26 protein-coding genes are annotated in these 25,839 nt (G+C 66.0%); 13 read left to right on the top strand and 13 right to left on the bottom strand.

Features of this window, described 5'->3' with window-relative positions:
* Positions 1-128: 128 nt before the first annotated feature.
* The 3 genes from ACTAQI_RS16285 to ACTAQI_RS16275 form a co-directional block, all read right to left on the bottom strand.
* Complete coding sequence (locus tag ACTAQI_RS16285; RefSeq protein WP_457947232.1) at positions 129-641, bottom strand: universal stress protein; 513 nt, start codon at positions 639-641, stop codon at positions 129-131.
* A gap of 78 nt (positions 642-719) precedes the next feature.
* Positions 720-1,505 carry a class F sortase gene (locus tag ACTAQI_RS16280; RefSeq protein WP_457947231.1) on the bottom strand — a complete coding sequence of 262 codons (786 nt, stop codon included), beginning with the start codon at positions 1,503-1,505 and terminating at the stop codon, positions 720-722.
* Between the two features lie 104 nt (positions 1,506-1,609).
* Positions 1,610-2,356, bottom strand: a complete 747-nt coding sequence (locus ACTAQI_RS16275) for a hypothetical protein (RefSeq protein WP_457947229.1) — start codon at positions 2,354-2,356, stop codon at positions 1,610-1,612.
* A 279-nt stretch (positions 2,357-2,635) separates the two neighbouring features.
* Here ACTAQI_RS16275 and ACTAQI_RS16270 point away from each other — a divergent pair, with 279 nt between their 5' ends.
* The 8 genes from ACTAQI_RS16270 (at position 2,636) to ACTAQI_RS16235 (ending at position 9,168) form a co-directional block, all read left to right on the top strand.
* Positions 2,636-2,836, top strand: coding sequence for a hypothetical protein (locus ACTAQI_RS16270; protein WP_457947227.1), 201 nt, complete (start codon positions 2,636-2,638; stop codon positions 2,834-2,836).
* A gap of 70 nt (positions 2,837-2,906) precedes the next feature.
* Entirely contained in the window at positions 2,907-4,016 is a 1,110-nt protein-coding gene (locus ACTAQI_RS16265) for a WD40/YVTN/BNR-like repeat-containing protein (RefSeq protein ID WP_457947225.1), read from the top strand.
* On the top strand, positions 4,009-4,296 hold the full coding sequence (locus tag ACTAQI_RS16260; protein WP_457947224.1) for a MoaD/ThiS family protein: 288 nt from the start codon (positions 4,009-4,011) through the stop codon (positions 4,294-4,296). The genes ACTAQI_RS16265 and ACTAQI_RS16260 overlap by 8 nt, the downstream gene beginning before the upstream one ends.
* Before the next feature lie 134 nt (positions 4,297-4,430).
* On the top strand, positions 4,431-5,213 hold the full coding sequence (locus ACTAQI_RS16255; RefSeq protein WP_457947223.1) for an ABC transporter ATP-binding protein: 783 nt from the start codon (positions 4,431-4,433) through the stop codon (positions 5,211-5,213).
* Positions 5,200-5,910 carry an ABC transporter ATP-binding protein gene (locus ACTAQI_RS16250; protein ID WP_457947221.1) on the top strand — a complete coding sequence of 237 codons (711 nt, stop codon included), beginning with the start codon at positions 5,200-5,202 and terminating at the stop codon, positions 5,908-5,910. Before ACTAQI_RS16255 ends, ACTAQI_RS16250 begins: the two co-directional genes overlap by 14 nt.
* A gap of 5 nt (positions 5,911-5,915) precedes the next feature.
* Positions 5,916-6,797, top strand: coding sequence for a branched-chain amino acid ABC transporter permease (locus ACTAQI_RS16245; protein ID WP_457947220.1), 882 nt, complete (start codon positions 5,916-5,918; stop codon positions 6,795-6,797).
* Positions 6,797-7,915 carry a branched-chain amino acid ABC transporter permease gene (locus ACTAQI_RS16240; RefSeq protein ID WP_457947218.1) on the top strand — a complete coding sequence of 373 codons (1,119 nt, stop codon included), beginning with the start codon at positions 6,797-6,799 and terminating at the stop codon, positions 7,913-7,915. The genes ACTAQI_RS16245 and ACTAQI_RS16240 overlap by 1 nt, the downstream gene beginning before the upstream one ends.
* On the top strand, positions 7,912-9,168 hold the full coding sequence (locus ACTAQI_RS16235) for an ABC transporter substrate-binding protein (protein ID WP_457947216.1): 1,257 nt from the start codon (positions 7,912-7,914) through the stop codon (positions 9,166-9,168). The genes ACTAQI_RS16240 and ACTAQI_RS16235 overlap by 4 nt, the downstream gene beginning before the upstream one ends.
* Here ACTAQI_RS16235 and ACTAQI_RS16230 read toward each other — a convergent pair whose 3' ends face one another.
* From ACTAQI_RS16230 to ACTAQI_RS16200, 7 genes are all read right to left on the bottom strand, one after another.
* On the bottom strand, positions 9,169-9,807 hold the full coding sequence (locus ACTAQI_RS16230; RefSeq protein WP_457947214.1) for a PadR family transcriptional regulator: 639 nt from the start codon (positions 9,805-9,807) through the stop codon (positions 9,169-9,171).
* Between the two features lie 69 nt (positions 9,808-9,876).
* Positions 9,877-11,289 carry a vanillate/3-O-methylgallate O-demethylase gene (gene ligM / locus ACTAQI_RS16225; RefSeq protein ID WP_457947213.1) on the bottom strand — a complete coding sequence of 471 codons (1,413 nt, stop codon included), beginning with the start codon at positions 11,287-11,289 and terminating at the stop codon, positions 9,877-9,879.
* A gap of 38 nt (positions 11,290-11,327) precedes the next feature.
* A complete protein-coding gene (gene purU / locus ACTAQI_RS16220) occupies positions 11,328-12,200 on the bottom strand; it encodes a formyltetrahydrofolate deformylase (protein ID WP_457947212.1) in 873 nt (290 codons plus the stop codon).
* An 11-nt stretch (positions 12,201-12,211) separates the two neighbouring features.
* Entirely contained in the window at positions 12,212-13,108 is an 897-nt protein-coding gene (locus ACTAQI_RS16215; protein WP_457947211.1) for a methylenetetrahydrofolate reductase, read from the bottom strand.
* 120 nt (positions 13,109-13,228) lie between these two features.
* Positions 13,229-14,719, bottom strand: coding sequence for an aldehyde dehydrogenase family protein (locus ACTAQI_RS16210; RefSeq protein ID WP_457947209.1), 1,491 nt, complete (start codon positions 14,717-14,719; stop codon positions 13,229-13,231).
* A 46-nt stretch (positions 14,720-14,765) separates the two neighbouring features.
* Entirely contained in the window at positions 14,766-15,731 is a 966-nt protein-coding gene (locus ACTAQI_RS16205) for a VOC family protein (RefSeq protein WP_457947207.1), read from the bottom strand.
* A gap of 35 nt (positions 15,732-15,766) precedes the next feature.
* On the bottom strand, positions 15,767-16,864 hold the full coding sequence (locus ACTAQI_RS16200; protein WP_457947205.1) for a 4-oxalomesaconate tautomerase: 1,098 nt from the start codon (positions 16,862-16,864) through the stop codon (positions 15,767-15,769).
* Between the two features lie 226 nt (positions 16,865-17,090).
* Between ACTAQI_RS16200 and ligM (ACTAQI_RS16195) the strand changes: the two genes are divergently transcribed.
* A complete protein-coding gene (gene ligM, locus ACTAQI_RS16195) occupies positions 17,091-18,503 on the top strand; it encodes a vanillate/3-O-methylgallate O-demethylase (protein WP_457947203.1) in 1,413 nt (470 codons plus the stop codon).
* Positions 18,493-19,329, top strand: a complete 837-nt coding sequence (locus ACTAQI_RS16190) for an NAD(P)-binding domain-containing protein (protein ID WP_457947202.1) — start codon at positions 18,493-18,495, stop codon at positions 19,327-19,329. Before ligM (ACTAQI_RS16195) ends, ACTAQI_RS16190 begins: the two co-directional genes overlap by 11 nt.
* A 29-nt stretch (positions 19,330-19,358) precedes the next feature.
* On the opposite strand, the gene ACTAQI_RS16185 is transcribed toward ACTAQI_RS16190, so the two are convergent.
* Both ACTAQI_RS16185 and ACTAQI_RS16180 read right to left on the bottom strand, forming a co-directional pair.
* Positions 19,359-19,595 (bottom strand): hypothetical protein, encoded by a 237-nt coding sequence (locus ACTAQI_RS16185; protein WP_141158887.1) that lies wholly within the window; start codon positions 19,593-19,595, stop codon positions 19,359-19,361.
* 122 nt (positions 19,596-19,717) lie between these two features.
* A complete protein-coding gene (locus tag ACTAQI_RS16180) occupies positions 19,718-20,944 on the bottom strand; it encodes a pyridoxal phosphate-dependent aminotransferase (RefSeq protein ID WP_457947201.1) in 1,227 nt (408 codons plus the stop codon).
* A gap of 152 nt (positions 20,945-21,096) precedes the next feature.
* Between ACTAQI_RS16180 and ACTAQI_RS16175 the strand changes: the two genes are divergently transcribed.
* Together ACTAQI_RS16175 and ACTAQI_RS16170 are read left to right on the top strand one after the other, a co-directional pair.
* Entirely contained in the window at positions 21,097-22,020 is a 924-nt protein-coding gene (locus ACTAQI_RS16175) for an AEC family transporter (RefSeq protein WP_457947199.1), read from the top strand.
* Between the two features lie 61 nt (positions 22,021-22,081).
* Positions 22,082-23,170 (top strand): ATP-dependent DNA ligase, encoded by a 1,089-nt coding sequence (locus tag ACTAQI_RS16170; protein ID WP_457947197.1) that lies wholly within the window; start codon positions 22,082-22,084, stop codon positions 23,168-23,170.
* Between the two features lie 169 nt (positions 23,171-23,339).
* Here ACTAQI_RS16170 and ACTAQI_RS16165 read toward each other — a convergent pair whose 3' ends face one another.
* Positions 23,340-24,659 (bottom strand): MFS transporter, encoded by a 1,320-nt coding sequence (locus ACTAQI_RS16165; protein ID WP_457947195.1) that lies wholly within the window; start codon positions 24,657-24,659, stop codon positions 23,340-23,342.
* Positions 24,660-24,890: 231 nt separating this feature from the next.
* Here ACTAQI_RS16165 and ACTAQI_RS16160 point away from each other — a divergent pair, with 231 nt between their 5' ends.
* On the top strand, positions 24,891-25,757 hold the full coding sequence (locus tag ACTAQI_RS16160; RefSeq protein WP_457947193.1) for an IclR family transcriptional regulator: 867 nt from the start codon (positions 24,891-24,893) through the stop codon (positions 25,755-25,757).
* Positions 25,758-25,839 lie beyond the last annotated feature (82 nt).

Here is a 25,839-nt window from a genome sequence, read left to right as displayed (position 1 = left end):
TTTGTGGATCGGCCTTGCTTGAATTAGCTTACTGGCTGGTACGGCACTGCGCCAGCACCGCGAATAACTACTTTCGCTTTACTTTAAGCGGGTCCGGAATAGAGGCGCCTTGCCCCCATATGTGCCGCTTACGGCCGGTCCTCATGGGCGGGCATCCGGTAGGGAACCACCAGCACCGGGCGGCTTTGGTGGTGGCTGAGCCAGGCCCCAACGGATCCGCCCAGGGCTTCCGAGAGCCGGTGGGAAAATCCCCGTTCCGAGGTTCCCACAATGATCATGGGGGTGTTCACTTCGGCTGCCAGCTGTCCCAGGGCGCGGGCCGCGTCCCCGCTGAGGGTGCGGAAGGACCACTCAGGGGGACTTCCACCCCCCGGCAGCTTGTCCATGGCGGCCTGGACCTGCGCTTTCAGCTCCGTTGTCAGTGCCAGCATGTCGTCATCGGCGTCCGGGTGGAGGGAAAGGCGGTGGGCCGAGCGGGCCGGGTCCCATTCCACCAGGTAGCTGGCTTCATCCACGTACGCACAGACCAGGGGTGCGGCCAACCGGGCAGCCAGGGTGGCCGCGGTCTGGATAACCTCAGGGTGCTGTTTGGGCATGACCCCCACCAGCAGCGGGGCCCCGTCGAAGTGTTCCCATGTCATGCTGGCATTGTCCGCCCGTCCAACGCTGTGTGAACAGGTACGTTAGGCCCGGGAGTACCTGAGTGCCGGCCCGCGGAATTAGGAAACTGCGGGGGAGGCGATGACCACCACGTTCTTGCCCCACGGATCCTCGGTGAAGCAGCTGATGAGGACCAGCCGGTTGGGCACCATGTCCCAGACGGAACTGTCCTTGAGGCCGGACTTCAGGTAGGTCGTGACGCTGTCCACGCGGTAGCTGATGGTTCCGGCCGGGGTGTCAACATCGAGCCGGTCGCCAACCGCCGCGGTGGAACTGAGATGGTTGAAGGGAGCGTCCGCCCCTTCCCAGCTGTGGCCGATGACATAGGTGGTGTTGCCGGAGCCTTTGCCCGGAGTGCCAAAAGCCGTGAGCCAGTACCCGTCCTTGGTGGCAGGGGGCTCGATGGTGCGGCTGGATTGGGCTTCGCCGTCCAGGTCCAGCGGATGGATGGCCACGTCGAAGGCGGCGGCCGGGTAACGGATGTGGAGTGGCTGGGCAGCCGGCGGAAGGTCAGGTCCGTCCGCTGCCGGGTTACCCGGGGTTAGGGCGGCCGGCGGAAGGTCAGGTCCGTCCGCTGCCGTGGCCTGCGGTACGCCAGTGTCCGCGATCGGGGCCACTGCGCCAACGGGTGGGACTGTGCCGGGGGTGCGTGCAGCCGACGCGGGGGCGCTTCCGGCAGCCAGCAGTGGTGCCGGGTGGAACAGGGGAGCGCCAAGGGTGAAGGACAGGAAGGTGAGGGCACCACAGCAGAGGATGGTTAGGTCGCCCCGGTTCCACCGCCGCAGGGCCTGCCACCTGGTGCTGCGCCGCATTGGCGCCGCGTGCCGGCTTCGATCCTGTGGCATGGCACTCCTCACGGGTTGGGGCGGGATTGGAAGGAAGGCGTCCTGCCGGGCACTGGCAGGACGCCTTCCTTGTCGAGGGGCCGCCGGAAGTGGCGGATTATGGGCTAGCCGGCAGTGTGCAGCGGACGTTGCCGGCGGCGTACCGCCACAGCTGCTCCTGCGGCCGCGAGTGCTCCCACACCTGCAAGCCAGCCGGGGCCGCCTTCGGGGGCTCCCACCGCCGTCTGGGCGTTGTAGCCCTGGTTGGTCCCCACGCTGGCGGGTGCCTGCGCAGCCTTGGGGGCTGCCTTGGGGGCGGCGGCAGCCTGCTTGGCAGGTGCAGGCTGGGCGGATACAGCAGCCGGCGCCACCGCGGCCGGCGGCTCCACCGCGGTGGTTTCCGGCTGTACAGCGGGCGGCGCCACCACAGGCTGGTCGACGACGACGGGCGGCGCCACCACAGGTTGGTCGACGACGGCGGGCGGCGCCACCACGGGCTGGTCAACGACGGTGGGGGGTGTCACCACCGGAGGATCAACGACGGCGGGGGGTGTCACCACCGGAGGATCAACGACGACGGGCGGATCCACCGGATCGATCACCTCGCCTGGCGGCAGCGGCGCGCATTTGGCGACGTAGAGTACCTTTCCGGCAGAGGTCCAGTTCTTGCCCGCCGATTTCGACGTCGGCGGAATGATGTCCAGCGGATGCTGGTCGTGGCCTTCCAGCCCATTGATGCTGAATTCCAAGGGTGCCCAGGTGCTGCCGTCGCTGTGGCAGACGGTGACTTTTTCCCCTGCGGCCATGGCAGGTGCGGTGAGGGTGATGAGGCCGAGCCCCACCACCCCAAGTGTGGCTAAGGTGCGTTTCATGTTGTCTCCCCATATATGTGTGAAACGGACCATGGCGAGGAAAGCCCAGCGGTGACGCCGTTTGCCCCAGCAGCACGGTCAGCTTGCTTTGAGATTTCAGGCTAGGGGCGCCGCCCGGGGACAGTCGCCAGTAGGGGATACTCGTCTTTTTCCGGCAGTGTGGGGCCAGGTTACTTGCCAGTACCCGAAACCCTGCCGGACACACCTGCTTCCGCTGCAGCACCTTGTCCGCCGTCGGGGCCGCGCCTAACGTTTAAATCAACCCGGGAAGGGAGAATCATGGAAATCTTCATGTGGTGGCTGGACCTGGATCTCGACAGCAAGGAGTGGCTGCGCGGGAACCTGCGCGCCCAGGAGCTGCCGCTCCAGGTGCTCCAGGGCATCGCGGAGGCAGGCGGCCCCCACCCGGGCAATCCTGCTGCCGTACTCACCACCGCTGACTGGGACTTCATCGAGACGCAGTCGGAATTCGTGGACTGACCCCTCCCACCTGAGATTAGGAAGCCGGAGCGGTTGAAAACCGTTGCGCGGTGGCCCGTCCGGTGGTTGCATGGTCCGCATGGCAACGGCGGCAGAATCATTCCTCCTGGCAATCGGCACCAAGAAAGGGCTGTGGCTGGCCACGAGCCCGGACAGGCAGGAGTGGTCGTTCACCGGCCCGCATTTCCTCATGGCTGAAATTCCCAGCATCGGCATTGATACCCGGGAGGGCCGCACCCGGATCCTGGTGGGGGTGCGCAGCCCGCACTGGGGACCCACGGTTGCACACTCCGATGACTTCGGTGCCACCTGGTCCGAGCCGGAGCAGGGCGCCATCAAGTTTCCGGAGGACACCGGCGCAGCTCTTGAGCGGGTCTGGCAGATTTACCCTGACGCCGAGTCCCGTCCCGGAGTTGTGTGGGCGGGAGCCGAACCTATCTCAGTCTGGAAATCCACGGATGGCGGCGATCACTTCGAACTGAACCGCGGCCTGTGGGACCACCCGCACCGCAGTGAATGGGGAGCGGGCTACGGCGGCGCGGCGGCACATTCAATCGTGGTGGACCCGGCGGGTGAAACGGTGCACGTTGCCATGAGCACCGGCGGCGTGTACCGCTCGCTCGACGGCGGCACCTCCTGGGAGGCGCGCAACAAGGGCATCTCGGCCTATTTCATGCCGGACCCCAACCCCGAGTTCGGCCAGTGCGTGCATAAGATCGCCGCGGATGCCGCGGTGGAAGGACGCCTCTACGCCCAAAACCACCACGGGGTCTACCGGACGGACGACAATGCCGACAGCTGGAGCTCCATCGCGGAGGGCCTGCCTGCGGACTTCGGTTTCGTCATGCTGACACATCCGCGCCGGGACGGCACCGCCTGGGTGGTGCCGCTGAAGGCCGACGGCGAACGCATCCCTCCCGATGGAAAGCTCGCCGTCCACCGCACTGACGACGCCGGGAACACCTGGAAGCGGCTCAGCACCGGGCTCCCGGAGCATGAATACAACAGTGTGCTGAGGGACGCCGCATCGGTGGACACCGCGGAACCGGCCGGCGTCTACTTCGGCACGCGGGGAGGGACCGTCTACGCCAGTGCGGACGAAGGAGAGACGTTCAGGGACGTGGCTTCCCACCTGCCGGACGTCCTCTGCGTCCGGGCGGCAGTGGTGGCCGGTGCCTGAGATTTCACTGCTGCTTCCAAACGTCCTGCAGCCCCTGGCCGGCGGGCAGTCCGTACTGACCACCCCAGCCGACGGGCCGGTGACGGTGGCAGGCCTGCTCGACGCCGTTGCGGCGGACTATGCCGTGCTGGGCCGTCGGCTCCGCGACGAAACCGGGGCACTGCGGAAGTTCGTCAACATCTATGTCGGCGGCGACGACGTGCGCCGGCTGCAGGGCCTGGATACCGAGGTGGTGCCGGGCCAGGAAGTGCTGGTGATCCAGTCCGTTGCGGGCGGCTGAGCTGCGCCTGGACAGCTGATCGCCAAGCGGATCCAAAATCGTTGACAATTTCGTCGGCGATCCGTACCGTCGGTTTCGTGCAGTGGTGATCAACTGCATCCATTCCTAGCGATGATGCGACAGGAAGGTACCGGGTGGCCGCGAGCCTGAGCCTCAAGGACGTCAGCCTGCACTTCGGCGGGGTCAAGGTCCTGCAGGACGTCAGCTTCGACGTCGAGCCCGGCGTGATCTTCGGCCTGGTGGGACCCAACGGCGCCGGCAAGACATCCCTGTTCAACTGCATCAGCGGCCACTACAAGCCAAGCTCCGGGTCCATTTCCATCAACGGGACCGAGGTCGCCGGCAGCGCCCCTTCTCGAATGGCCCGCCTTGGACTGGCACGCACCTTCCAGCATCCGGCGCTGCAGCTGAACGCCACAGTGCTGCAGAACGTACTCCTCGGAGGGCACACGCGGCTGCCCGGCGGCCCCGTTTCGTGGGCGCTCAGGCTGCCCTACACTGGCCGGGCCGAGCGCGCCGTCCGTACTGAAGCGCTGGAACTCCTTGCCAGGGCCGGACTGGGGTGGGCTGCCGACCTGCCTGCCGACGAACTCTCCCACGGGCTCCATAAAGGCATCGAGTTGTGGCGGGCGCTTCTTTCGCGGCCCACACTGCTCCTCCTCGACGAGCCGGCAGCCGGGCTCTCGCACGGGGAAGTGGAGCAACTGATTGCCACCGTGAAGCGACTCCGCGCCGAGCAGGATGTCACCATCATCATCGTGGAACACCACATGGGACTCATCTCCGCGCTCACCGACCAGGTGGTGGTACTGGACCACGGCCGGAAGCTGATGTCAGGAACCGCGGCACAAGCCCAGTCCGATCCCCGCGTCATCGAGGCCTACATCGGGAGGGACGCCGCGGATGACGCTGCTTGAACTCACGGATGTGACCGCGTCCTACGGGCCCGTGCAGGTCCTGGAGGGGGTCTCGCTCAGCGTGCCGGAGGGCGGGTCGGTGGGCATCCTCGGGGCAAACGGAGCGGGCAAAACCACCACACTTCGCGCCATCAGCGGCAGCGTCAGGACCGGCGGGCGGATAAGGTTCGAGGGCCGGGACATCCGGGGCAACCGGCCGGACCAGGTGGCGGCGCTGGGTGTAGCCCACGTACCTGAGGGCCGGGGCACGCTGGGCCAGCTGAGCGTGCGCGAGAACCTGATGGTGGGCGCCTACCTGCGCAAAGACCGGAAGGCCATCGCCGGGGATATCGACTACTGCCTGGACCTGTTCCCGCAGCTGCAGGACCGGGTGGGTTCGCGGGCCGCTGCACTGTCCGGCGGGGAACAACAAATGCTCGCGGTGGGCCGCGCCTTCATGGCCAAACCCAAACTGTTGCTCCTGGACGAAGCCTCCCTTGGGCTGGCGCCCAGCACGGCAAAAGCGGTCTACCAGGCCATCCGCCGGCTGCGGCTTGAGTCCGGGATCGCCATGCTGGTGGTGGAGCAGAACGCGAACCTCGCGTTCTCGCTGGTGGACACTGCCACCGTCCTGGAAACGGGCCGCAGTGTCCTCACCGGCACCTCGGCTGAACTTAAGGGCATGGACGAAATCCGCCGCGCCTACCTGGGGGGTTGACCCGCATGGGAACCTTCATCCAACTCGTGGTCGACGGCCTCGCCACTGGCTCCATCTATGCCGCCCTGGCGCTGGCAATCGTGCTGGTGAACCAAGCCACGGGCCTGATCAACTTCGCCCAGGGCGGCATGGCTGTGCTGTCCGCCTACATCGCCTACGTGTTCGTCCAGCTCGGCCTGCCACTCATCCTGGCCATCCTCATCTCCATCGTGTTCTCCTTCCTCTTCGGCGCACTCGTGGAGCGTTTCCTGCTCCGCCGGTTCGAACGGGGCGATCCGGACACCGCAGTGGTGGTGACCATCGGCCTGCTCACCCTCGTCACCGGTATCGCCGCGGTCCTTTGGGGCTACAACAACTTGGGCTTTCCGTCGCTTTTCCCACTGACAAGTGTTGAAATCCTGGGGGCGGTGGTGAGCGTCAGGTCTCTTGCCACCGCCGTGACCATTGTCGTCATCATGGTGGTCCTGCAACTGCTCTTCCTGCGCACCAAGCTGGGACTGGCCCTCCGCGCCGTTGCCGACAATCCGGCGTCGGCCGCTTTCTCCGGCCTTCCGGTGGGCCGACTGCTCATGGTCGGCTGGGGGCTTGCAGCAACGCTGGGGGCGATCGCCGGCGTCCTGGTGGCCCCGCAGCTGACGCTGACTCCCGGCATGCTGGACACTGCCCTGGTCTACGCGCTCGCCGCCGTCATCCTCGGCGGCCTGAGCAGCCCCATCGGCTGTGTGGTGGCGGCGTCGGCAATCGGTGTGTTGGAGAACCTGGTGGCCGTCTACATTCCCCTCATCGGCCACGACCTCAAAATCGCAGTGCCTTTCGCGCTGATCTTCGTCATCCTCATCATCCGTCCCCAGGGCCTGTTCGGCAGGAAGGTCGTGGTGAGGGTCTGATGAGTGCCGCTGCCGCCCCAGTACGCCGACCGCGGGTCCGGATTCTCCTCGCCGCCGTCGTGGCCGTTGCGCTGCTCGCCGCTCCACTGGTGCTGCCGGCCTTTGCGAACCAAACACTGATCCGCATCGGTGTCTATGCGGTGGCAGTGCTGGGCCTGAATATCGTGATGGGATACACGGGCCAGGTCAACCTTGGACAGATCTTTTTCGTGGGCCTGGGCGCCTACGTCACCGCCTACGGGGTCAACCATGGCTGGAACATCCTGCTGGTGTTCGTCGCCGCATGTGCCGTTGCCGGCCTGGTGGGGCTGCTGGTGGCCCTTGCGGCCGCCCGGCTTGGTGGCCTGGCCATTGCGATGGTCACCATCGCCCTGCCGATCGTCGGCGTCCCCCTGGCCAAGCGGCTCTCCGATTTCACCGGCGGCTCCCAGGGAATCTCCGCGCGCTTCACCGACGCCCCGGAATGGTCCGGGCTGGACAATGACCAGTGGCAGTTCTACATCGTGCTGGTGGTGGCCGCTGCGGCATTCCTGCTGGCCAGGAGCCTGGTCCGGGGCAAGTATGGGCGGGCCTTCGCGGCGGTCCGTGAGAATGAGGCTGTTGCCGCCTCCATGGGCATCTCGCCCTACCGCACCAAGGTCCTCGCCTTCACCATTGCCTCCATATTCGGCGGCGCAAGCGGCTTCCTGTACCTCGCAGCCGTGCAGTACACCTCTCCGGAGACCCTCAGTTTTGGACACTCCATCAGCCTCCTGGCCGCCATGGTCATCGGCGGTGCCGGAAGCATCGCCGGTTCCCTCCTGGGCGGCGCCTACTACGTCTTCATTCCGCAACTGACCAACGCCATCGATCCCAACCTCACCACCGTCAGCCAGGGCGCCATCCTTCTCGCGGTGCTGTTCCTGTTGCCCGGCGGCCTGGTGAGCCTGCCCCGGGCCCTGCTCAGGCTCACCCGCCGGACCGGCGCCGGGCGCGCCAGTACCGGCCGCTCCACCGGGCGCCGCTCCACCGCCCGCCCGGCAGCGGAGACTTCCCAGCAGACCGCTCCAGCGAATCGTCCGGTGCCGGACGATTCGCTGGAGGGACATGAACAAACAGAGAGGCAGGATGGACCATGAAGATGAGGAAGAAGCCCGGCGGGGTACTTGGCATCGTTGCCGTGACGGCCGCCGTCGCGCTTTCCCTGTCTGGTTGCAGGGGCGACAGTGGCGGGCAGGGCGGCGGTTCGGCGTCCTCTCCGGGGATCACGGACTCGGCGATCACGCTTGGGATCACCACGCCGCTCAGCGGCGCAACCGCCGGTCCGGGCAAGTGCACAGTTGCCGGTGTTTCCGCGTACTTCGGTGCCGTGAATGCCGCGGGCGGGGTGAAGTTCGGTGACGGCAAGACGCGCTCCGTGAACATCAAGTCCTATGACGACGCCTACGATCCACAAAAGTCGCTGGCCAACTTCCAGCAGATGGTGTCGGACAACGTGTTTGCTGCCACCGCCGGCCTGGGCACGCCCACCAACCGGGCGTTCCGCGATGCCGCCATTAGCCAGAAGGTCCCGCAGGTGCTGGTGATGACCGGTGACCCACTGTTCAGCGACCGGAAGCAGAGCCCCTGGCAGCTGGGCTTCGTGCCCGTCTACCAGAATGAGGGTGCCGCGTTCGGAAAGCTCCTGGCAAAGTCGGGTGCGCAGCACAAGGTGGCCATCCTGTCGCAGAACGATGACTACGGCAAGGGTTACGTCGCGGGCTTCAAGGAGGCCATCCAGGGCTCGTCCAACATCACCGTGGTGGGGGAGCAGACCTACGAGGCGACTGACACCTCCGTGGATGCCCAGCTCACCCAGCTCGCCTCCTCCGGGGCGGACGTCTTCTTCAACGCCATGTCCATCACGCCGCTCACCATCGCCGCACTGCAGAAGGCGCAGCAGATCGGCTGGAAGCCCAGCTGGTTCCTGCCCTCCAACACCTCCAGCCCAACCGCCATCCTCGAACCCGGCGGCGGCTCCGCCTACCCCGGCATCTACTCGGTTTCGTTTGCCAAGGCACCGCAGAGCCCGGCATTCGCCAAGGACCCCGACGTGGTTAAATTCCTCGACGAACTGAAGAAGTACGGCAACTACCCGGACATGCCGGCGTTCCCGCACTGCATGTGGAGCTACATGGTGGGGGCCACGCTTGAGAAGGCGTTCCAGAACATGAAAGAGCCCACGCGGGACAGCTTCATGACGGCTCTGCGGGACATCAAGGACCTGAAGGCGCCGCTGATGCTGGAGGGTACGTCGGTCAACACCACGGTGGACGGCCAGCCGGCAGTGTCCTCGGTGGTGGTGCAGAAGTACAACGGCAAAGGCTACGCGACTGCCGAGAACTTTGGCTGACTAGGTTCGGGCGGCGCTCGGCACCGGTTTGGTGCCGCCCGAAGATTCAGCGCCGCCCGGGGATTCCAGGCTGTCCACCAGTTCCAGCCCGCGCCGGGCCCACGCGATCTCCGCGTGGGCCCGGTCCACCAGGCCCTCATAGGTGAACCGCTTGAACGCGATGGTCCGTTCGCGGTCAGCCGGGTCGGTCACGGCCAGGCGGCGGACCAGCATTGGATTGTCCACCTGGGCGATGCGGTGGAGCTCACCCTCCCATTGGGCGAGCTCACCCTCCCATTGCTCCTGGTGCCGGCGGAAAAAGGCCTTGGCCGTCTCCGGGGATGCCGCCTCAAGGTAGGCGGCACGCAAGTGGGCTGGATCGCGGACCCGCGCGTACTCCAGGGGGGTCTGCATCCAATCGAGGAAGGCCTGGTTCCCCGCGTCCGTGACATGGTAGAGCCGGCGGGTGGCGCGCTGGCCCCTGGGCTGCTCCTCACCCTCGATGAGGTTCTCCGCTTCCATCTTGCGCAGCTCAGGGTAGATCTGGGAGTCGGGGGCATGCCACACGTGCCCCACCGACATGGAAAACTGCTTCTGCAGTTCATAGCCTGACAGCGGGCCGACGCGCAGCAGCGCAAGCAGCGCGTACCGAAGGCTCATGCGGTACTCCTCCAAGGGCTCAAGGAAGGTGCGGGGGCGCCTGCACCCCCGCACTCCGGGCTCCCCAGCCTAGGCCGACTGGTAGTTCGTCCGCCACCCGCCGTGGTACGTGGCGCGGGCCACGCTGGAGTAGGGCACGGGGCTGACCAGGGCCCGCACGTCAGTCTGCACGTGGGGTTCGACGGCGGCCTTTGCGGTTCCGCCGTTGGGTTCACCCCACACGACCTTCAGTTCCGTGCCTTCCGGAACGTTGGGATCGATCGTTGCGAGCGACAGGGCCCGGCGTTCATTGGCGCTGTAACCGGTGAACATCGAGTAGCCAACGACCGTTCCGTCGGCGTCCACCACGGAGTCGTAGTTGGCCGACCCGTAGTTCGCCAGGGGAAGGTCGAAGAACTTGTAGCTTGGCCCGTCCACGTTGAACAGCGACGCGAAGATGGAGGTGACATCTTCGGCATCCCAGGCCAGGGTGACCTTCTTGCGCTGCCCGGCGGGGTCCATCTTCTGGAGTGCGTCGCGGCCGATGAAGTCGTGGTCGAATTTGACGAACGAGCCGTATCCCAGCTCCCAGGGGGTCAGGTAGTAGTCCTCGATGTTCCCGGACACGAAGGATCCCGCCAGGGTTCCGGTGGCTTCGTATCCGTCAGCGGGCAGCCATTCGCGGTAGCCGCGCTCCGCTTCGCCGGTGTAGATGGCGGGCAGCGGCGACGGGATCCAGCCGGACTCGAGGGTGTTGGACGGATACGCCCGGGAGCCCACGGGGACCAGTCCGAACTCGGCGCCGGCCTCCACGATTGCCTCGCGGATGCGGTCGTGGTCCGCGTACGGGCCCCACACTTCCAGGCCCGGTGCGCCGGCCATGCCGTGCCGCAGGGTGCGGACGGTGGTCCCGGCGATGGCCATGGTGGACATGTTGAAGAACTTGAGTTGCTCCAGTGCGCCGCCGTTGAGCTTTTCGATGACCTGCCAGGCGTTGGGCCCCTGGATCTGGAAGCGGTAGTACTGGCGGGTCACGGGGTGGCCGTACGGCCGCGACGGTGAGCGCCGGTCCACGGTGATGTCCAGGTCCCGGTAGCCGCCCCTCTCGCCGTGGTAGAGCAGCCAGTTGGCTGCCGGGGAGCGGCCGACGTACACGTATTCGTCCTCCGCCTCGTGGAAGAGGATCCCGTCGCCGATGACATGTCCGGACTCGGTGGTGGGCACGTACTGCTTGGCCCTGTTCACGGGGAATACGGCGGTGGAGTTGATGGCGGTGGCGGTGATCAGCTTGATCGCATCCGGGCCCTTCATGAACAGGTTGTCCATGTGGTGGGACTGGTCGTAGAGGACTGCGGTCTGCCGCCAGGCGGTCTGCTCCTTGATCCAGTTCTGGAAGTCCGCCGGCACCACGGGGTAGATATAGGAGCCGATCTGGGAGTTGCGGAGGAGGTCTACAGCCCCTTTCGACGCGTCGAGGACTTCCTGCAGATTTTTCGGTGCCACGTTGAACCTCTTGTTCTGTATCGGATTGATGGTGGGTATTAGAAGACGATGGTCTGGTTGCCGTGCCGGATGACGCGGTCCTCGGCATGCCACTGGACGGCGCGTGAGAGCACCGCGCGTTCAACGTAGGCACCCCGCGCCTGCAGATCCAGGGCTGAGTGGCCGTGCGTCACCCGGGCCACATCCTGTTCGATGATGGGCCCCTCATCCAGGTCCTTGGTCACGTAGTGCGAGGTGGCACCAATCAGCTTGACGCCCCGCTCCTTGGCCTTGCGGTAGGGCGCGGCGCCCACGAACGCGGGCAGGAATGAGTGATGGATGTTGATCAGCGGCACGGCGGCCGCGTCCAGGAACCCGGGGGACAGGATCTGCATGTACCGGGCCAGCACAACGAAGTCCACGTTTCCTTCCAGCAGCTTCAGGATCTGCGCCTCGGCCCCGGACTTGTCAGGACCTGCGGAGGGGACGTGGAAGAACGGGACGCCGAAGGAGCGCACGTCCTCTGCCGTGTTGGTGTGGTTGGAGATCACCATGGGGATGGTTACCGGCAGTTCACCCCGCCGGTGCCGCCAGAGCAGTTCCAGCAGGCAGTGGTCGGAGGTGGATACCAGGATGGCCATGCGCTTGGGGATGGAGCGGTCGGTCAGCGTCCAGGACAGCCCCAGCGGGGTGAGGGTCCTGGCGAGGTCGGCCTCGATATCGGGCACCGCGGCGGCCAGGTCCGGCCGGTTGAAAACCACCCGCTGGAAGAAATCACCCGAAGAAGGATCACTGGAGTACTGGTCCAGGGAGACGATGTTTCCCCTGTTGCGGGTCACCAGGGCGGCTACTGCAGCCACGATGCCCGGCTGGTCCGGCCCGTGGACGATCAAGCAGGACTGGTCCTTGCGGGATTCGGTGTGCAGGACCATGGCTTGCCGCCCTAGCCCTCTTCTGCCGTGAAGTGCCGGACCCAGTTGGCCGTGGCCAGCAGCCCGCCAAACGTGTAGAAGTGCAGGCCAACCTGCCCCGGAAGATGCTGGTCCTGGCCGGGTGCGCGCTCGGCAAGAACGGCGGCCAGATCGTTCACGAACCGGTCCGGCCCGGCGTCCCCCATGAGGTTGGTCAGCGAGAAGCCGTACTTCTTCACGATCATCGCATTGGCTCCCACGCCGAACCGGCGCGCAAAGCCGAGGAGCCTCTTGATGCCGGCCGGGCCGGGGGTGCCCACCCGGATGGGAGCCTTGATGCCCCTGGCCCGGACCTCATTGATCCACGCAGCCACCGGTTCAGTGTCGAAGGCGAACTGGGTGATGATGGAAGCCTCGAGGTTCTCTGCGGCGAGGGCTGCGGTTTTGTCCTCCAGCGCCCGCCAGAGGTCTTCCTTGCGGATATCGGGATGGCCCTCCGGATATCCGCCGATTCCCACCTCCCGGACCCCGAACTGCTGCAGGAGGCCGGTGTTGACCAGCGCCAGGGAGTCTTCGTACGGGCCCTCCGGTTCGGCGGGGTCGCCCCCGATCACGAACAGGTGCTCGGCGGCTCCCACTTCCGCGAGGCGCTGGAGGAACTTTTCGAGGTCACCCTTCGATGCCAGCCGGCGCGCCGAGACGTGCGGCACGGGGATGAATCCCAAGTCCCGGGCGGCCTTGGCCGCGGCCACCCGCATCTCCAGGTCCTCGTTGCCGAGGAAGGTGACGTTGATGCGGGTGCCCGGCGGAATGCTGTCCTTTGCTTCGATGAGGGCGGGAATGTCCTTGCCGGTCATCTCCAGCGAGAAGTTCTTGATGAGTTCCAGGGATGCTGCCCGGTTGGGGGCGGGCATGATTCGAGTCGCCATCAGGTCATCCTTTCGGCGGGTGCAGCGGTGCGCCCACCTCCCACATTACCTATGCACATAGGTAATGTCGATAGCTATTTATGGAATCCGGGACCTTCCGGCCCACCGTCCGTCGCGGACCTACCCTCCTGCGGCCTCCGGTTCCAGATGGGCAATGGCGCGGGTGTCCTGGAAGGCGCGGACCCCTTCGATGCCCTGTTCCCTGCCCATGCCGGACTGCTTCATTCCGCCAAATGGCGCGCGCAGGTCGAGCCGGGTTGCGCCATGATCATTGACCCAGACATAGCCGCAGACCAGCCGTCCGCCCACGCGGTCGGCAGCCGCGGGGTCTGCGGTCCACACCGAGCCGCACAGGCCCGCCCAGGTTGCGTTCGCAGCCTCCACCGCCTCGTCCTCCGTGTCGAACGGGATCAGGGGGATGACGGGGCCGAACTGTTCCTGGGTGACAACCCGCAGCGAGGGGTCTGGATTGACCACCAGCGCGGGGCGAAGGAAGTTCCCGCCCTGCAGTTCGGGGTCGGCGGGAAGGGCTCCGAACTCCCTGACATCGGCGCCTGCTTTCCTGGCCTCCCCGATGAGTTCGGCGACGAAGGCCTTCTGCGCAGGCGAGTGCAGCGGGCCCATGGTGGTCCCGTCGTCGAGCCCGTAGCCGATCACCGCTTTCTCAAGCCGCTGCGAGAGCCCCGCCACCACTTCGTCCAGGCGCGAACGGTGGACGTACAGCCGCTTCGCGTTCATGCAGATCTGGCCGGTGGTGTCGAAGATGGCGGCGTAGAGCCGGTCCAGGTGGGTGTCATCGAGGACTGCGTCCGCGAGGATGACGGCGGCGTCGTTTCCGCCCAGTTCAAGCGTCACCCGCGTGAGTGACTTCGCGGCCATTTCCATGATGCGCTTGCCGCCGCCCACGCTTCCCGTGAAGCAGACCTTGGCGATATCCGGGCTGGTGATGAGCTCCGCCATGTCCGCGTCCTTGCCGGTGACCACGTTCAGCACCCCTGGCGGCAGTTTTTCGGCGATCCGCTGGACCACGCGGGTGGTTGCCAGCGGCGCGGTGGGTGGCGGCTTCACGATTGCCGTGTTTCCTGCCAGCAGCGCGTGCGGCAGCGAGGCGGCCAGGATGGCGATGGGCCAGTTGAACGGCACGATGACCGTCACTACGCCCAGCGGCTGGAAGGTGACCGAGGTGGAAACGGGAATTCCGGGCGCGGGCGGCAGCACCTTGGCGGTGTCGACGTCGGGCGCCAGTTCCAGGGCGAGGTTCCACCGGATCTCGAACACCAGGGAGTCCACCCAGGCTTCCATGCGGATCTTGCCGTTTTCCTGCGACAGGATGGCGGCATCCTCATCACGGAAATCGGCAATGCCCTCCAATGCCAGCCGCATCTGGTCCGCGCGCTCCTGCGCGCCCAGGGCAGCCCACCCGGGGTAGGCGGCCTTTGCCGCAGCGATGGCATCCTGGACATCCGCCGGGCCGGCCGCCGCGGCGTGGCCCACGATGGTGCCGGGCTTGCCCGGATCGGCAATGTCCATGGTGGCGGCGGCCTGGCGTTCGGTGCCTCCGATGTAGAGTCCCGTGGTCACCGGGGCGGACGTGTCCACTGTGTTGGTCATGATGTTGCACCTCTCTGTGCGGTACTGCGGGGATCCTTTAATTTTCTCACTGGCGGACGTTTGGCGTTCCGTGAGTATGGAACGTCTCGATGGTTTTCATGCCCCAGGCCTGGCCCTTTTTGCGCTCCTCCTGGCTCCACTCCACCACTGGCGAATCGGGGTCCAACAGCAGGCGGGCCCCTGCGTTGGCCAGTTCGATGCGGTTGCCGCCGGGCTCCCAGACGTAGAGGAAGAACGTCTGGTTGATGGCGTGCTTGTGCGGCCCGGACTCGATGTGGATGCCGTTTTCAAGGAAGATGTCCGCAGCCTTCAGGATGTCCTCGCGGGTATCGGGGGCGAATGCCACATGATGGAGCCGGTTCCCGTGCTTGAGCCAGTCGTCGGAGTACACGATGTCGTAGGACTTGTTGTTGAAGTGGAACCACCAGGCGGCGTAACCGCCGTCGTCCAGCCGGATGCGCTCGCTCTCCCGGCCCTGCAGGGCGTCGGCCACGAACTCCCCATTGGCCACCACGTCCTTGGCAAGGAAATTGATGTGGTCCAGCCGCCGCGCGTTAACGCCGCGGCCGGGGAAAGCCGAGGCCTGGTTCTTCAGCGCGGGTTTGTCGTCCGTTGCCACATACCGTTCGGTCCCGTAGTAGATGCCCATGAGGTGCCCGTCAGGGTCGCGGAAGGAGTAGGTGGGTCCGGTCCCCACCTCCCCGTCCACCCAGCCGATGCCCAGGCCGGTGGCTTCGATGGCGGCGACCCTGCGCTCCAGCGCCTCCTGGCTGGTGGTCCGGAAGGTGGTGCGTCCGACGCCGGCATCGCCTGAGGCGGTGAGCTTCAGGGTGTAGAGCTGGTATTCGTCCCACGTCCGGAGGTAGGCGGACTTCTCGCCGTCGCTGCCGGTTTCCGCAACGACGCGCATGGCGAGCAGGTCGCGGAAGAACCAGAGGCTTTCCTCGAAGACGGGGGTCAGCAGTTCCACGTTCCCCAGGTGGGCGACGTCGAACGAGGTATACCCGGTCATGGAGCTGTCCCTTCTAAAGGTCGTAATGCAAGGCGTTATAGGCGTGGGCGCGGGAAGACGCGCCCGTCGAAGATCTTCCGTGCTGTCCTGAGTGCGGTTGAGCGGGTCACGCTGTAGCCGTCCGCGGTGGAGTCGATGGCCACCTCGACGTCGAAGTGGCCGGTGGGGTGTTCCACCCGGAAGGGTTTCCCCGGTGCAGGAAGCGCGGCCAGGCCATGGCCCACGGCTCCTTCGGCCAGTACTCCCGCCGCCACCGTAAGTGCTCCGAGCACGCCAATGGAAGTGTGGACGCGTACGGGGAGGAAGCTGCGGGTGGCAATGGATCCGCCGGCCCGCGGCGGCGCGAGCAGCACCAGCTTGGGGATGGTGGCCCCGCTGACATCGCCCATGCCCATCAGTTCCGCCGCTGCGAGGCGGACCCCGGCCAGCCGTAGTGCCAGGCCTTCGTCTGCCTCAAGGTCCGCGGGGGATTCTTCGCCGGTGACGCCCAGATCGGCGGCTCGCATCAGGACGCTGGGCATTCCGTTGTCAACGCAGGTAATGTCCACGCCCTCCGCGTGGTCCAGGACCTTGCCCGTCGGGAACAGGGCGCCCGTCGATGATCCCGCTGTGGCCTCGAAGTTGAGCCGGATGGCCGCCGCCGTTCCCGGAACGCCGTCGATCGCCACGGCGCCCCCTGCAGCCGGGCCGCCGTCGTAATCCACCACCCCGCCGGGGGTGGCAAACCGCGCGATGGCCATGCTTCCGGTGTTCACCATCCGGATACGCACCTCGGTGTGGCCGTCGGAGGCCGGCACCAGGCCCCGCTCGACAGCGAAGGGCCCCACGGCGGCCAGGATGTTTCCGCAGTTCTGCCGGCTGCTGACCAGTGCCGTGTCGACGCCGACCTGGAGGAAGAGGTAGTCGACGTCCGCGCCGGCGTCCGGAGACGGTGAGATGACCGCTGCCTTGCTGGTCAGCGGATGTGCCCCGCCCAGGCCGTCCACCTGGCGTGGATCGGGAGAGCCCATGATCCTCAGCAGCAGGTCATCGCGTTCCCCGGGATCGGCGGGCAGGTCGGAGGCGAGGAACAACGCACCCTTGGAGGTCCCTCCCCGCATGAGGAGGCAGGGGATCCCCTGTGTTTCGGGCATATCCACCCTCGCGTTCCACGGCGGGCATGGTGCCTGGGCGGCCCATGGTCAGTCCATTCCGGCGGACAGTGCCAGAAAACCATGCTCTGGAACTCTGGTCAAGAGATCCGATACAATTTTGTTAGCAATCATGTTGGTACTGGATGTCCCCGGGCTGCTTTCCACCTTGGACCGAACGATGGAGTTCGCAGTGACAGGGATTTTGCTGAATCGAAGGAGAAAGCCGATGGCCCCGAAATCCCTGCAGGATGTGCTTGATGCGGCGGGAAACACCGTTGACCTGCTGCGCAATTCCCAACTCGGTACCTACATCTATCCGGTGGTCCCGGCCGAGTTCACCAACTGGCGGCGCGAGCAGCGGGCATGGCGGGAAACGGCAGTGCTGTACGACCAGTCCCACCACATGGTCAACTTCTTCGTGAAGGGTCCCGATGCCCTCAAGCTCTTCTCGGACACGGGCATCAACAGCTTCACCAACTTTCCGGTGAACACCGCAAAGCAGTTCGTTCCCACGGCCTCCAACGGCGGAGTGATCGGCGACGGCATCCTGTTCCACCTGGAAGAGCAGGAGTTTGTCTACGTGGGCCGTGCACCGGCTGCCAACTGGCTCCAGTTCCACGCGGAAACCGGCGGATACGACGTCGAATGCACCTACGATGACAGGTCCCCGTCGCGCCCCTACGGCCAGGCCGTGACCCGAAAGTACTACCGCTTCCAGATCCAGGGCCCCAGCGCCTGGCAGATCATCGAGAAGCTCAACGGCGGAACGCTCGAGCAGGTGAAGTTCTTCCACATGGGCCACCTGGGCATCGCAGGGGAGCAGGTCCGCACGCTGCGCCACGGCATGGCGGGGGCTCCGGGGCTGGAAATCTGGGGGCCCTACGAACAGCACGGAAAAATCCGGGATGCGGTACTCGAGGCCGGGGCGGAGTTCGGCATTGAACCGTGCGGGTCGCGGGCCTACTCGTCGAACACGCTGGAATCGGGCTGGATTCCGTCGCCGCTGCCGGCTATCTACAGCAGTGACGCCGAGCGGGCCTACCGGGAATGGCTGCCGGCAACAAGCTATGAAGCGGTCAACGCGCTCGCCGGCTCGTTCGTCTCCGGCAGCATCGAGGACTACTACCTGACGCCGTGGGAACTCGGCTACGGCTCGTTCGTGAAATTCGACCACGACTTCATCGGATGCGACGCGCTCCAGCAGATCGATCCGGCCGCCCAGCGGAAAAAGGTGACGCTCGCCTGGAACGATGAGGACCTTGCCAACATCTGGGCGTCGTTCCTGGACCGCGACAAGCCCGGCTACCAGTTCTTCGACATCCCCAACGCCAACTACGGGTCATCCAATTACGACACCGTCATCGATGCCGACGGCACAGGGGTGGGCCTCTCGCTCTTCACCGGTGTGACGGCCAACGAACGCCGCGGCCTCTCACTGGCCACGGTGGACCCCAACGTGGAGATCGGCACCGAAGTGCGGGTCATCTGGGGTGAACCCGACGGCGGATCCCGCAAGACCACCGTGGAACCGCACGAGCAGATCAGCGTCCGCGCCGTGGTCAGCCCCGCACCTTATGCCGTCACCGCCCGCACCGAGTACCACGGCGGTTGGCGGACCGCGGCCGCCGGTGCGCAGTAAGCCGGCGGGAACGGGCGGCCGGTCTGTTGCCGTGCTCGGCCTGGGGGAAGCCGGGAGCATCTACGCCCAGGACCTGGCCGGCCGTGGACTGCGGGTGACGGGAACGGATCCCGCCGTCGATGCGGTCCTGCCCGGGGTGCTGCGGGCCCCTGGGATCAGTGAAGCGGTGGCGGGCGCTAACCTCGTGATCAGCCTGGTGGGAGCCCGCGCGGCGGAATCCGTCCTTGAGGAGGCGCTGGCCGCAATGGACCCGGCGGCCATCTTCGCGGACCTCAACACCGCCGGGCCGGACCAAAAGCGGCAGCTCGCAGAACGGGCAGCCAGGAGGGGAGTCCTTTTCGCCGACGTCGCCATCCTGGCACCCGTTCCCCGCGGCCGGATTGATTCGCCCCTGCTGGTCAGCGGCACGGGGGCGGATGCGTTGGTGGCCCTCTTCGAGGGATGGGCCATCCCGGCCACCAGCGCAGGCGGTGAAGCGGGTGCGGCGGCCGGCCTGAAGCTGCTCCGGAGCGTGTTCATGAAGGGGCTGGCAGCAACTGTCCTGGAATCAGTCACGGCCGCCGAAGCGGCAGGGGCAAGAGACTGGATCATCAGCCAGATCGCCGCGGAGCTGGGCCCGTCAGGCGAGGCGCTCGTGGTGCGGATGCTTGAGGGCACGCGGGTGCATGCCGTCCGCAGGGAAGCGGAAATGCGTGAGGCGCGGGAGTTCCTGGACTCGCTCGGGGCCGCCCATCCTGTGACAGACGCGACCATCGAGTGGCTGCATTCGCTGGCACATCACCAGCAGGGGCTGGAGGAGGAACAGGTTGCGGACAGTCCTTCCTGACTACGCCCGCCACCGTCTTCCCGGACCTGCTATGCCACCCGCCAGACGCTGCACTCGTCCGTATTGATTGCTTTGCGCACACCACTGATGCGGTCCAGGATCCAGACCACCCCGATGCCGGGAGCTGTTTCCTGGACGCTGCCGCGGCGGATCACCACGTCGTCGTAGGAGGGCCCCACCGAAAGGCGGGCTTCGATCTCATCGCCGCGGTGGAGCTGGTCCAGGGCGCGGACTCTTGTTACATGCGTGGTCGCTTTCTTCAACATCGGGGGCCTCCTGGCTGGAGCTGGTGCCGGCTCTTGCCTGCACTACCAAGTGTGGGCCGGGAATGTTGCGTGCCGGTTTCCCCGCGGTTAGGGCGCGGTTAGTTCTTCGCGCCGCCCCGGTTTCAGGCTGCTGCCCCGCTCCGGTAGGCCGCCAGGAAGGCGGAGATCCTCCGAACGGCTTCCTCGATGTCCAGCACCGAGGGAAGGATGACAAAGCGGAAGTGGTCAGGCGCAGGCCAGTTAAAGGCCGAGCCATGGGAGACCAGGATCTTTTGGTCCCGAAGCAGGTCCAGGACGAATTTCTCGTCACTGTCGATCGGGTACAGCTCCGGGTCCAGGCGCGGGAACAGGTACATGGCGCCCGACGCCGGGACGCACGTTACGCCGGGAATGGCCGTAAGCAGTTTGTGGGCCAGGTCCCGCTGCTCGCGCAGCCGGCCGCCCGGCTTCACCAGCGCGTCAATGCTTTGGTAGCCGCCCAGGCAGGTTTGGATGGCGTGCTGGGCGGGAACGTTGGCGCACAGGCGCAGCGAGGCAAGCAGTTCCAGGGCTTCACGGTATGCGGCAGTAGCCGCCAGCGGCCCGGTGATTGCCACCCATCCGGCCCGGTATCCCGGCATCCGGTACGCCTTGGACAAGCCGCTGAAGGTCAGGCAGCAGACGTCCTCTGCCACGGCCGCAGTGTGGATGTGCGTGGCACCCCCGTAGAGCACTTTCTCGTAGATCTCGTCAGAGAACAGGACCAGGTTGTGCTTCCGCGCCAGGCCGGCGAACTGCTCCAGGATGTGCCGGGGATAGACGGCGCCGGTGGGGTTGTTCGGGTTGATGATCACAATGCCCTTGGTGCGGCTGGTGATCTTCGCTTCCACATCGGCCAGGTCCGGCCACCAGTTCTCCGCCTCGTCGCAGATGTAGTGCACGGGCTTGCCCCCGGTCAGGGTCACGGCGGCGGTCCACAGGGGGTAGTCCGGTGCCGGGACCAGGATTTCGTCGCCGTTCTCCATGAACGCCTGCAGGCACATGGAGATCAGTTCGCTGACGCCGTTGCCGATCACAATGTCCTCGACCCCGATGTTCATGAGGCCGCGGGTCTGGTAGTACTGCGAGATGGCCGTCCGGGCCGTGAAGATGCCTTTTGAGTCGCTGTAGCCCTGGGCGCCGCGAAGGTGGTGGATCATGTCCACCACCACGGACTCCGGCGCTTCCAGCCCGAAAGGTGCGGTGTCACCGAGGTTCATCTTGAGGATCCGGTGCCCCTCGGCCTCCATGTTCTTGGCGGCCTCAAGAATGGGGCCGCGGAGTTCGTAGCGGACGTTCCGGAGTTTGCTGGAGTGTTGCATGGCGCGCATGGTTGATCTTTTCACAAAGCACGACGGCGGGCGGCGGGGTGGGCCATTCTGTGGACGCTTGCTGGAACAACGCTCCCTATTCGATAAGTTTTGAACTTGTAGTACTGCCTTCCTGCGGTGGTGCACGGCAGAACCGGAAGGAAGTACCCCACGTGGGAGGTGTGCTGATCGGGCTGGCGGTGATCGGCGTCGTCATCGCCGTCGGATACATCGCCGCGCGCTGCGGCCTGGGCGACGAACCCACCATTTCGGCGTTGACCCGCACCGCCTTCTTCATCACCAACCCCGTTCTGCTCTTCACTGTGGTGCTGAAATCGGACCTGTCCGTGGTCTTCTCCGCTTATGTTCCGCTCGCCGTGATCACAGCAGCGGTCACCGCGCTGCTCTATGTGGCCGCCAGCCGGATCTGGTTCCCGAGGCCGCTGGCCGAAACGGCCGTGGGCGCGATGGCGGGCTCCTACGTCAACGCCAACAACATCGGCATCCCCATCACGCTCTATGCCCTGGGGGACGCCACCCCCGTGGCCCCGGTCCTGCTGGTCCAGCTGCTCCTGTTCGCCCCGCTGGTCCTGACTCTTCTTGACCTATCGGAAGCCGGCCGGTTCTCGCCCCGGCTGATGCTCACGCAGCCCTTCCGCAACCCGATGATCATCGCCTCGCTCCTGGGCGTGGTCCTGGCGGCGTTCCACGTGGAGCTGCCCGCCCCGGTGATGGCGCCGCTCACCCTGCTGGGCGGTGCGGCGGTCCCGGTGGTGCTGCTGGCTTTCGGCATGTCGCTGCGCGGAACCAGGATGCTCCGGAGCGGCGGCCACACGGCCGACATCCTCACTGCCACGGCACTGAAGTCCGCTGTCATGCCGGCGGTGGCGTTCGTCGTCGGACGCTTCCTGTTCAACCTGGACCACCACATGCTGCTGGGCGTGGTGCTCATGGCGGCGCTTCCCTCCGCCCAGAACGTGTTCCTGTTCGCCAGCAAATACGGGCGGGGCGTGGCCGTCGCGCGGGAGACCATCCTGCTCTCCACGGCCGCCGCGGCGCCGGTGCTGGTCCTGGTCGTCTGGCTCCTGGCCGGCTGAAATCCCTCCCGGCGCCGCGCCGCCCTACCGTGCAGGGCATGGGCCGGGCAAGAATGGGCACATGGAACTTCCCGTGATGCCACCCGTCCCGCCCATGCTCGCCAAGGCCGTCAGCGGAATCGACGGCATCCCGGGTGGTGGCGACCTCAGCTATGAACCCAAGTGGGACGGCTTCCGGTCCATCATTTTCCGCGACGGCGATGACCTGGAGATCGGCAGCCGCAACGAGAAACCCATGACCCGCTACTTCCCGGAACTCGTGGCCGCGCTCAAGGAGAACCTGCCCCCGCGCTGTGTGGTGGACGGCGAGATCATCCTGGTGGGGGCCTCCGGGGACAGGCTCGACTTCGACACCCTGCAGCAGCGCATCCATCCTGCCGCCAGCCGGGTGAAGCTGCTGGCGGAACAAACCCCGGCAAGTTTCGTGGCGTTCGACCTCCTGGCACTGGATGACGACGACTACACCGGCAGGCCCTTCTCGGAGCGGCGGGCGGCACTGGAGAAGGCGCTCGCGGCCAGCAAGGCACCGGTGCACCTGACCGCCGCCACCACTGACAAGGACACGGCGGCGCACTGGTTCGAGCAGTTCGAGGGGGCCGGCCTGGATGGCATCGTGGCCAAGCGGCTGGACGGCCGATACGAGCCGGACAAGCGGGTGATGTTCAAGGTCAAGCACGAACGCACCGCGGACTGCGTGGTGGCCGGCTACCGCCTGCACAAGAGCGGGCCGGATGCCATCGGCTCGCTGCTGCTGGGGCTGTACAAGGACGACGGCGAGCTGGCCAGCGTGGGCGTGATTGGCGCCTTCCCCATGAAGCGCCGGCAGGAGCTGTTCCAGGAACTGCAGCCGCTGGTAACGGATTTCGACAACCACCCTTGGGCATGGGCCAAGCAGGAAGAAGGGGAGCGGACGCCGCGGAACGCCGAGGGCAGCAGGTGGAGCGCCGGCAAGGACCTGTCCTTCGTTCCACTGCGGCCCGAACTGGTGGTGGAGGTCCGCTACGACCACATGGAGGGCGAGAGGTTCCGGCACACTGCCCAGTTCAACCGCTGGCGGCCGGACCGGGACCCGGAATCGTGCACCTATGAGCAGTTGGAGGAGCCGGTGAACTTCGACCTGGCCTCGGTGCTGGAGACCGGCCAGGAGTAGCCGGGACTGCTGCCGGGCAATTGGCCTTGGGCCGTCGTCGTACGTTCCTGCCCGGTTACTGGCATCCCGCCACTGTAAATCCCACTTAAAACCCGCCACCCCTCGACATTTCCGGGGGTGGCGGGCTTTGGCCAATCAGTAACTGGGCAGGAACGTGCGCGTTTCGCCGCTACTTCAGCCCGAGCTGCTTGGTGGGGGTCCGGAAGGACTCCTTGGCAGTGAGTGCCGAGACGGCAGCGATGGCGCAGATGATGGCGGTGAAGATGCTGATCTGCACCCAGCCGCCGGGCTGGATGCCGCCCATGGCAGCCACGATGGCCGGGGCGAAACCTGCCATCAGGAACCCGAGCTGGGTGCCGATGGCCAGGCCGGAGAAGCGGACCTTGGTGCTGAACATCTCGGCGTAGAAGGACGGCCAGACGGCGTTGGAGGCGGCGTAGCCGAAGGAGAAGAAACCGATGGCTGCAACGAACATCAACGGGATGCTGTGGGATTCCAGGCTGAGCAGGAACAGCGGGGTCAGGATTGCGCTGGCCACGGCGCCGTAGATGAAGACAGGCTTGCGGCCGATTCTGTCCGCGAGCTTGCCGAAGAGCGGCTGGGTGCCCAGGGCCACCAGGTTGGCGCCGACCACGAGCCACAGGGTGGTGGTGCCGTCCACGCCGGCGACTGTCTTGGCGTAGCTGATGGCCAGGGTGCCGAACACGGTGGAGACAGCGGCGATGAAGGCGCAGGCGACGACACGCAGGACGTCGCGCCAGTGGCCCTTGAGGAGGTCGGCGACCGGAAGCTTGGAGATCTGGGCGTTCTTCCGGGCTTCCTCGAAGGCCGGAGGCTCGTGCAGGGTGCGGCGGATAAGGAACGCCACCACAACCACCGCGGCGCTCAGCCAGAACGGGATGCGCCAGCCGATGCCGTACTTGATCTCATCCGGCAGGGCCAGGACGGGGATGAAGACCAGGGCGGCGAGGATCTGGCCGCCCTGCGTGCCGGTAAGGGTCCAGGAGGTAAAGAAGGAACGCTGGTTGTCCGGGGCATGCTCCAGCGTCATGGAGGAGGCGCCGGCCTGCTCGCCAGCGGCGGAGAGGCCCTGGCAAAGGCGGGCGAGGACCAGCAGAACCGGGGCCCACCAGCCCACCGTGTGGAAATCGGGCAGGCACCCGATCACGAACGTCGATGCGCCCATGAGCACCAGGGTGAACATCAGGACTTTCTGCCGGCCCACCCGGTCGCCGAAGTGGCCCAGGATGATGGCGCCCACGGGACGTGCCACATAGGCGAACCCGAAGGTGGCGAAGGACATGATGGCAGCGTTGGTGTCTGCATCGGGGAAGAAGACCTTGGGGAAGATCAGCGCCGCAGCCGAGCCAAAGATGAAGAAGTCATAGTATTCGACGGCGCTGCCCAGGAAGCTGGCGAGGGCGGCTTTCTTGGGTGTCCCGGCGGAGGTGAGGGCACCCGCCCCTGCGGACGGAAGTGTCTTGCTCATGGTGTTCCTTTGGTGTGACGACATTGTCGCGGATGGATCTGGGGTCGCAGCCGCCGATGCCTTGGTGCGGGCGGGGGGATGCGGCTGGAGTCCGGTGGAAAGACCCGGCAGTTGTAGCCACATGGTGGGAGCTACTTTTGCGATACAGAAACTATGACTGTGAGGGCAGTCACCTGTCAAGAAAATAATCACCATCTAGAAATAGCTCTCACATTGTGGCAACATCAAAGCATGAGTGTGAACCAAACCACAGCGGCCAATGAAGAATCCGCTGCCGCCGCCCGCGTCGGAGAGCCCGTGAATGCCATGCCGCCGGAAGGCAAGGTGGGCGCCCGTCCCGCCGACCGCACGGATATGGTGGGCAAGGCCCTGGGGCTGCTGGTCCTCCTGGGTGATGAACCCCGCGGGGCCAGTGCCGCGGAGATTTCCCGCCGCGCCGAACTTCCCTTCAGCACCACCTACCGCCTGCTGGGCTCCCTGACCCGCGACGGTTTTGTCGACTACGAACCGGACGGCCGCCGCTACCACCTGGGCCTGCGGATCTTCCAGCTGGGACAGCGAGTCTCCAACCACCATGGTTTCGCGGGGACGGCCATGCCTATCCTCCGCCGGGTCACCGAACAGACCGGCGAGGCCACCATCCTCAGCGTCCGCGATGGGCTGCACCACCTGACGGTCAGCAAGGTGGACGGACCGCAGACCTTCCGCGTGACCAGCGATCCCGGCCACCTGGGCTCGCTCTCCACCACCGCCGTGGGTAAGGCCCTGGTGGCGTTTGCCGAGGATGCGGAACGCGAAAAGCTGGTGGCTGAGGTCCCGCTTGAAGCGCTTACCCACAAATCCATTACGGACCGGGAAGCCTTCAGGGCCGAGGTTGAGAAGGTCCGCCGGCAGGGATACGCCGTCATGGATGAGGAGAATGAGGCCGGCATGCGGGCCGTCGCGGTGCCGCTGCTCAACAGCCAGGGGCACGCCTTTGCCTCCCTGGCAACCGCCGTGCCCGTTTTCCGCCTGAGCCTCGAGGAACTGGAGGCCCACGTCCCTGTCCTGCAGGAGGCTGCCGCCGAGCTGGCTGCACGCCTTCCGCAGCGCGGCTAGGCACGCAAAACCGCCTCCAAGAAATATTGCGTTCGCATCTCGAACGGTAGTGCGATAAGTGAACATTTTCTGTATTGTTATC

This window comes from Pseudarthrobacter sp. alpha12b, assembly GCF_054130495.1.
This window is presented reverse-complemented; position numbering and strand designations above follow the sequence as displayed.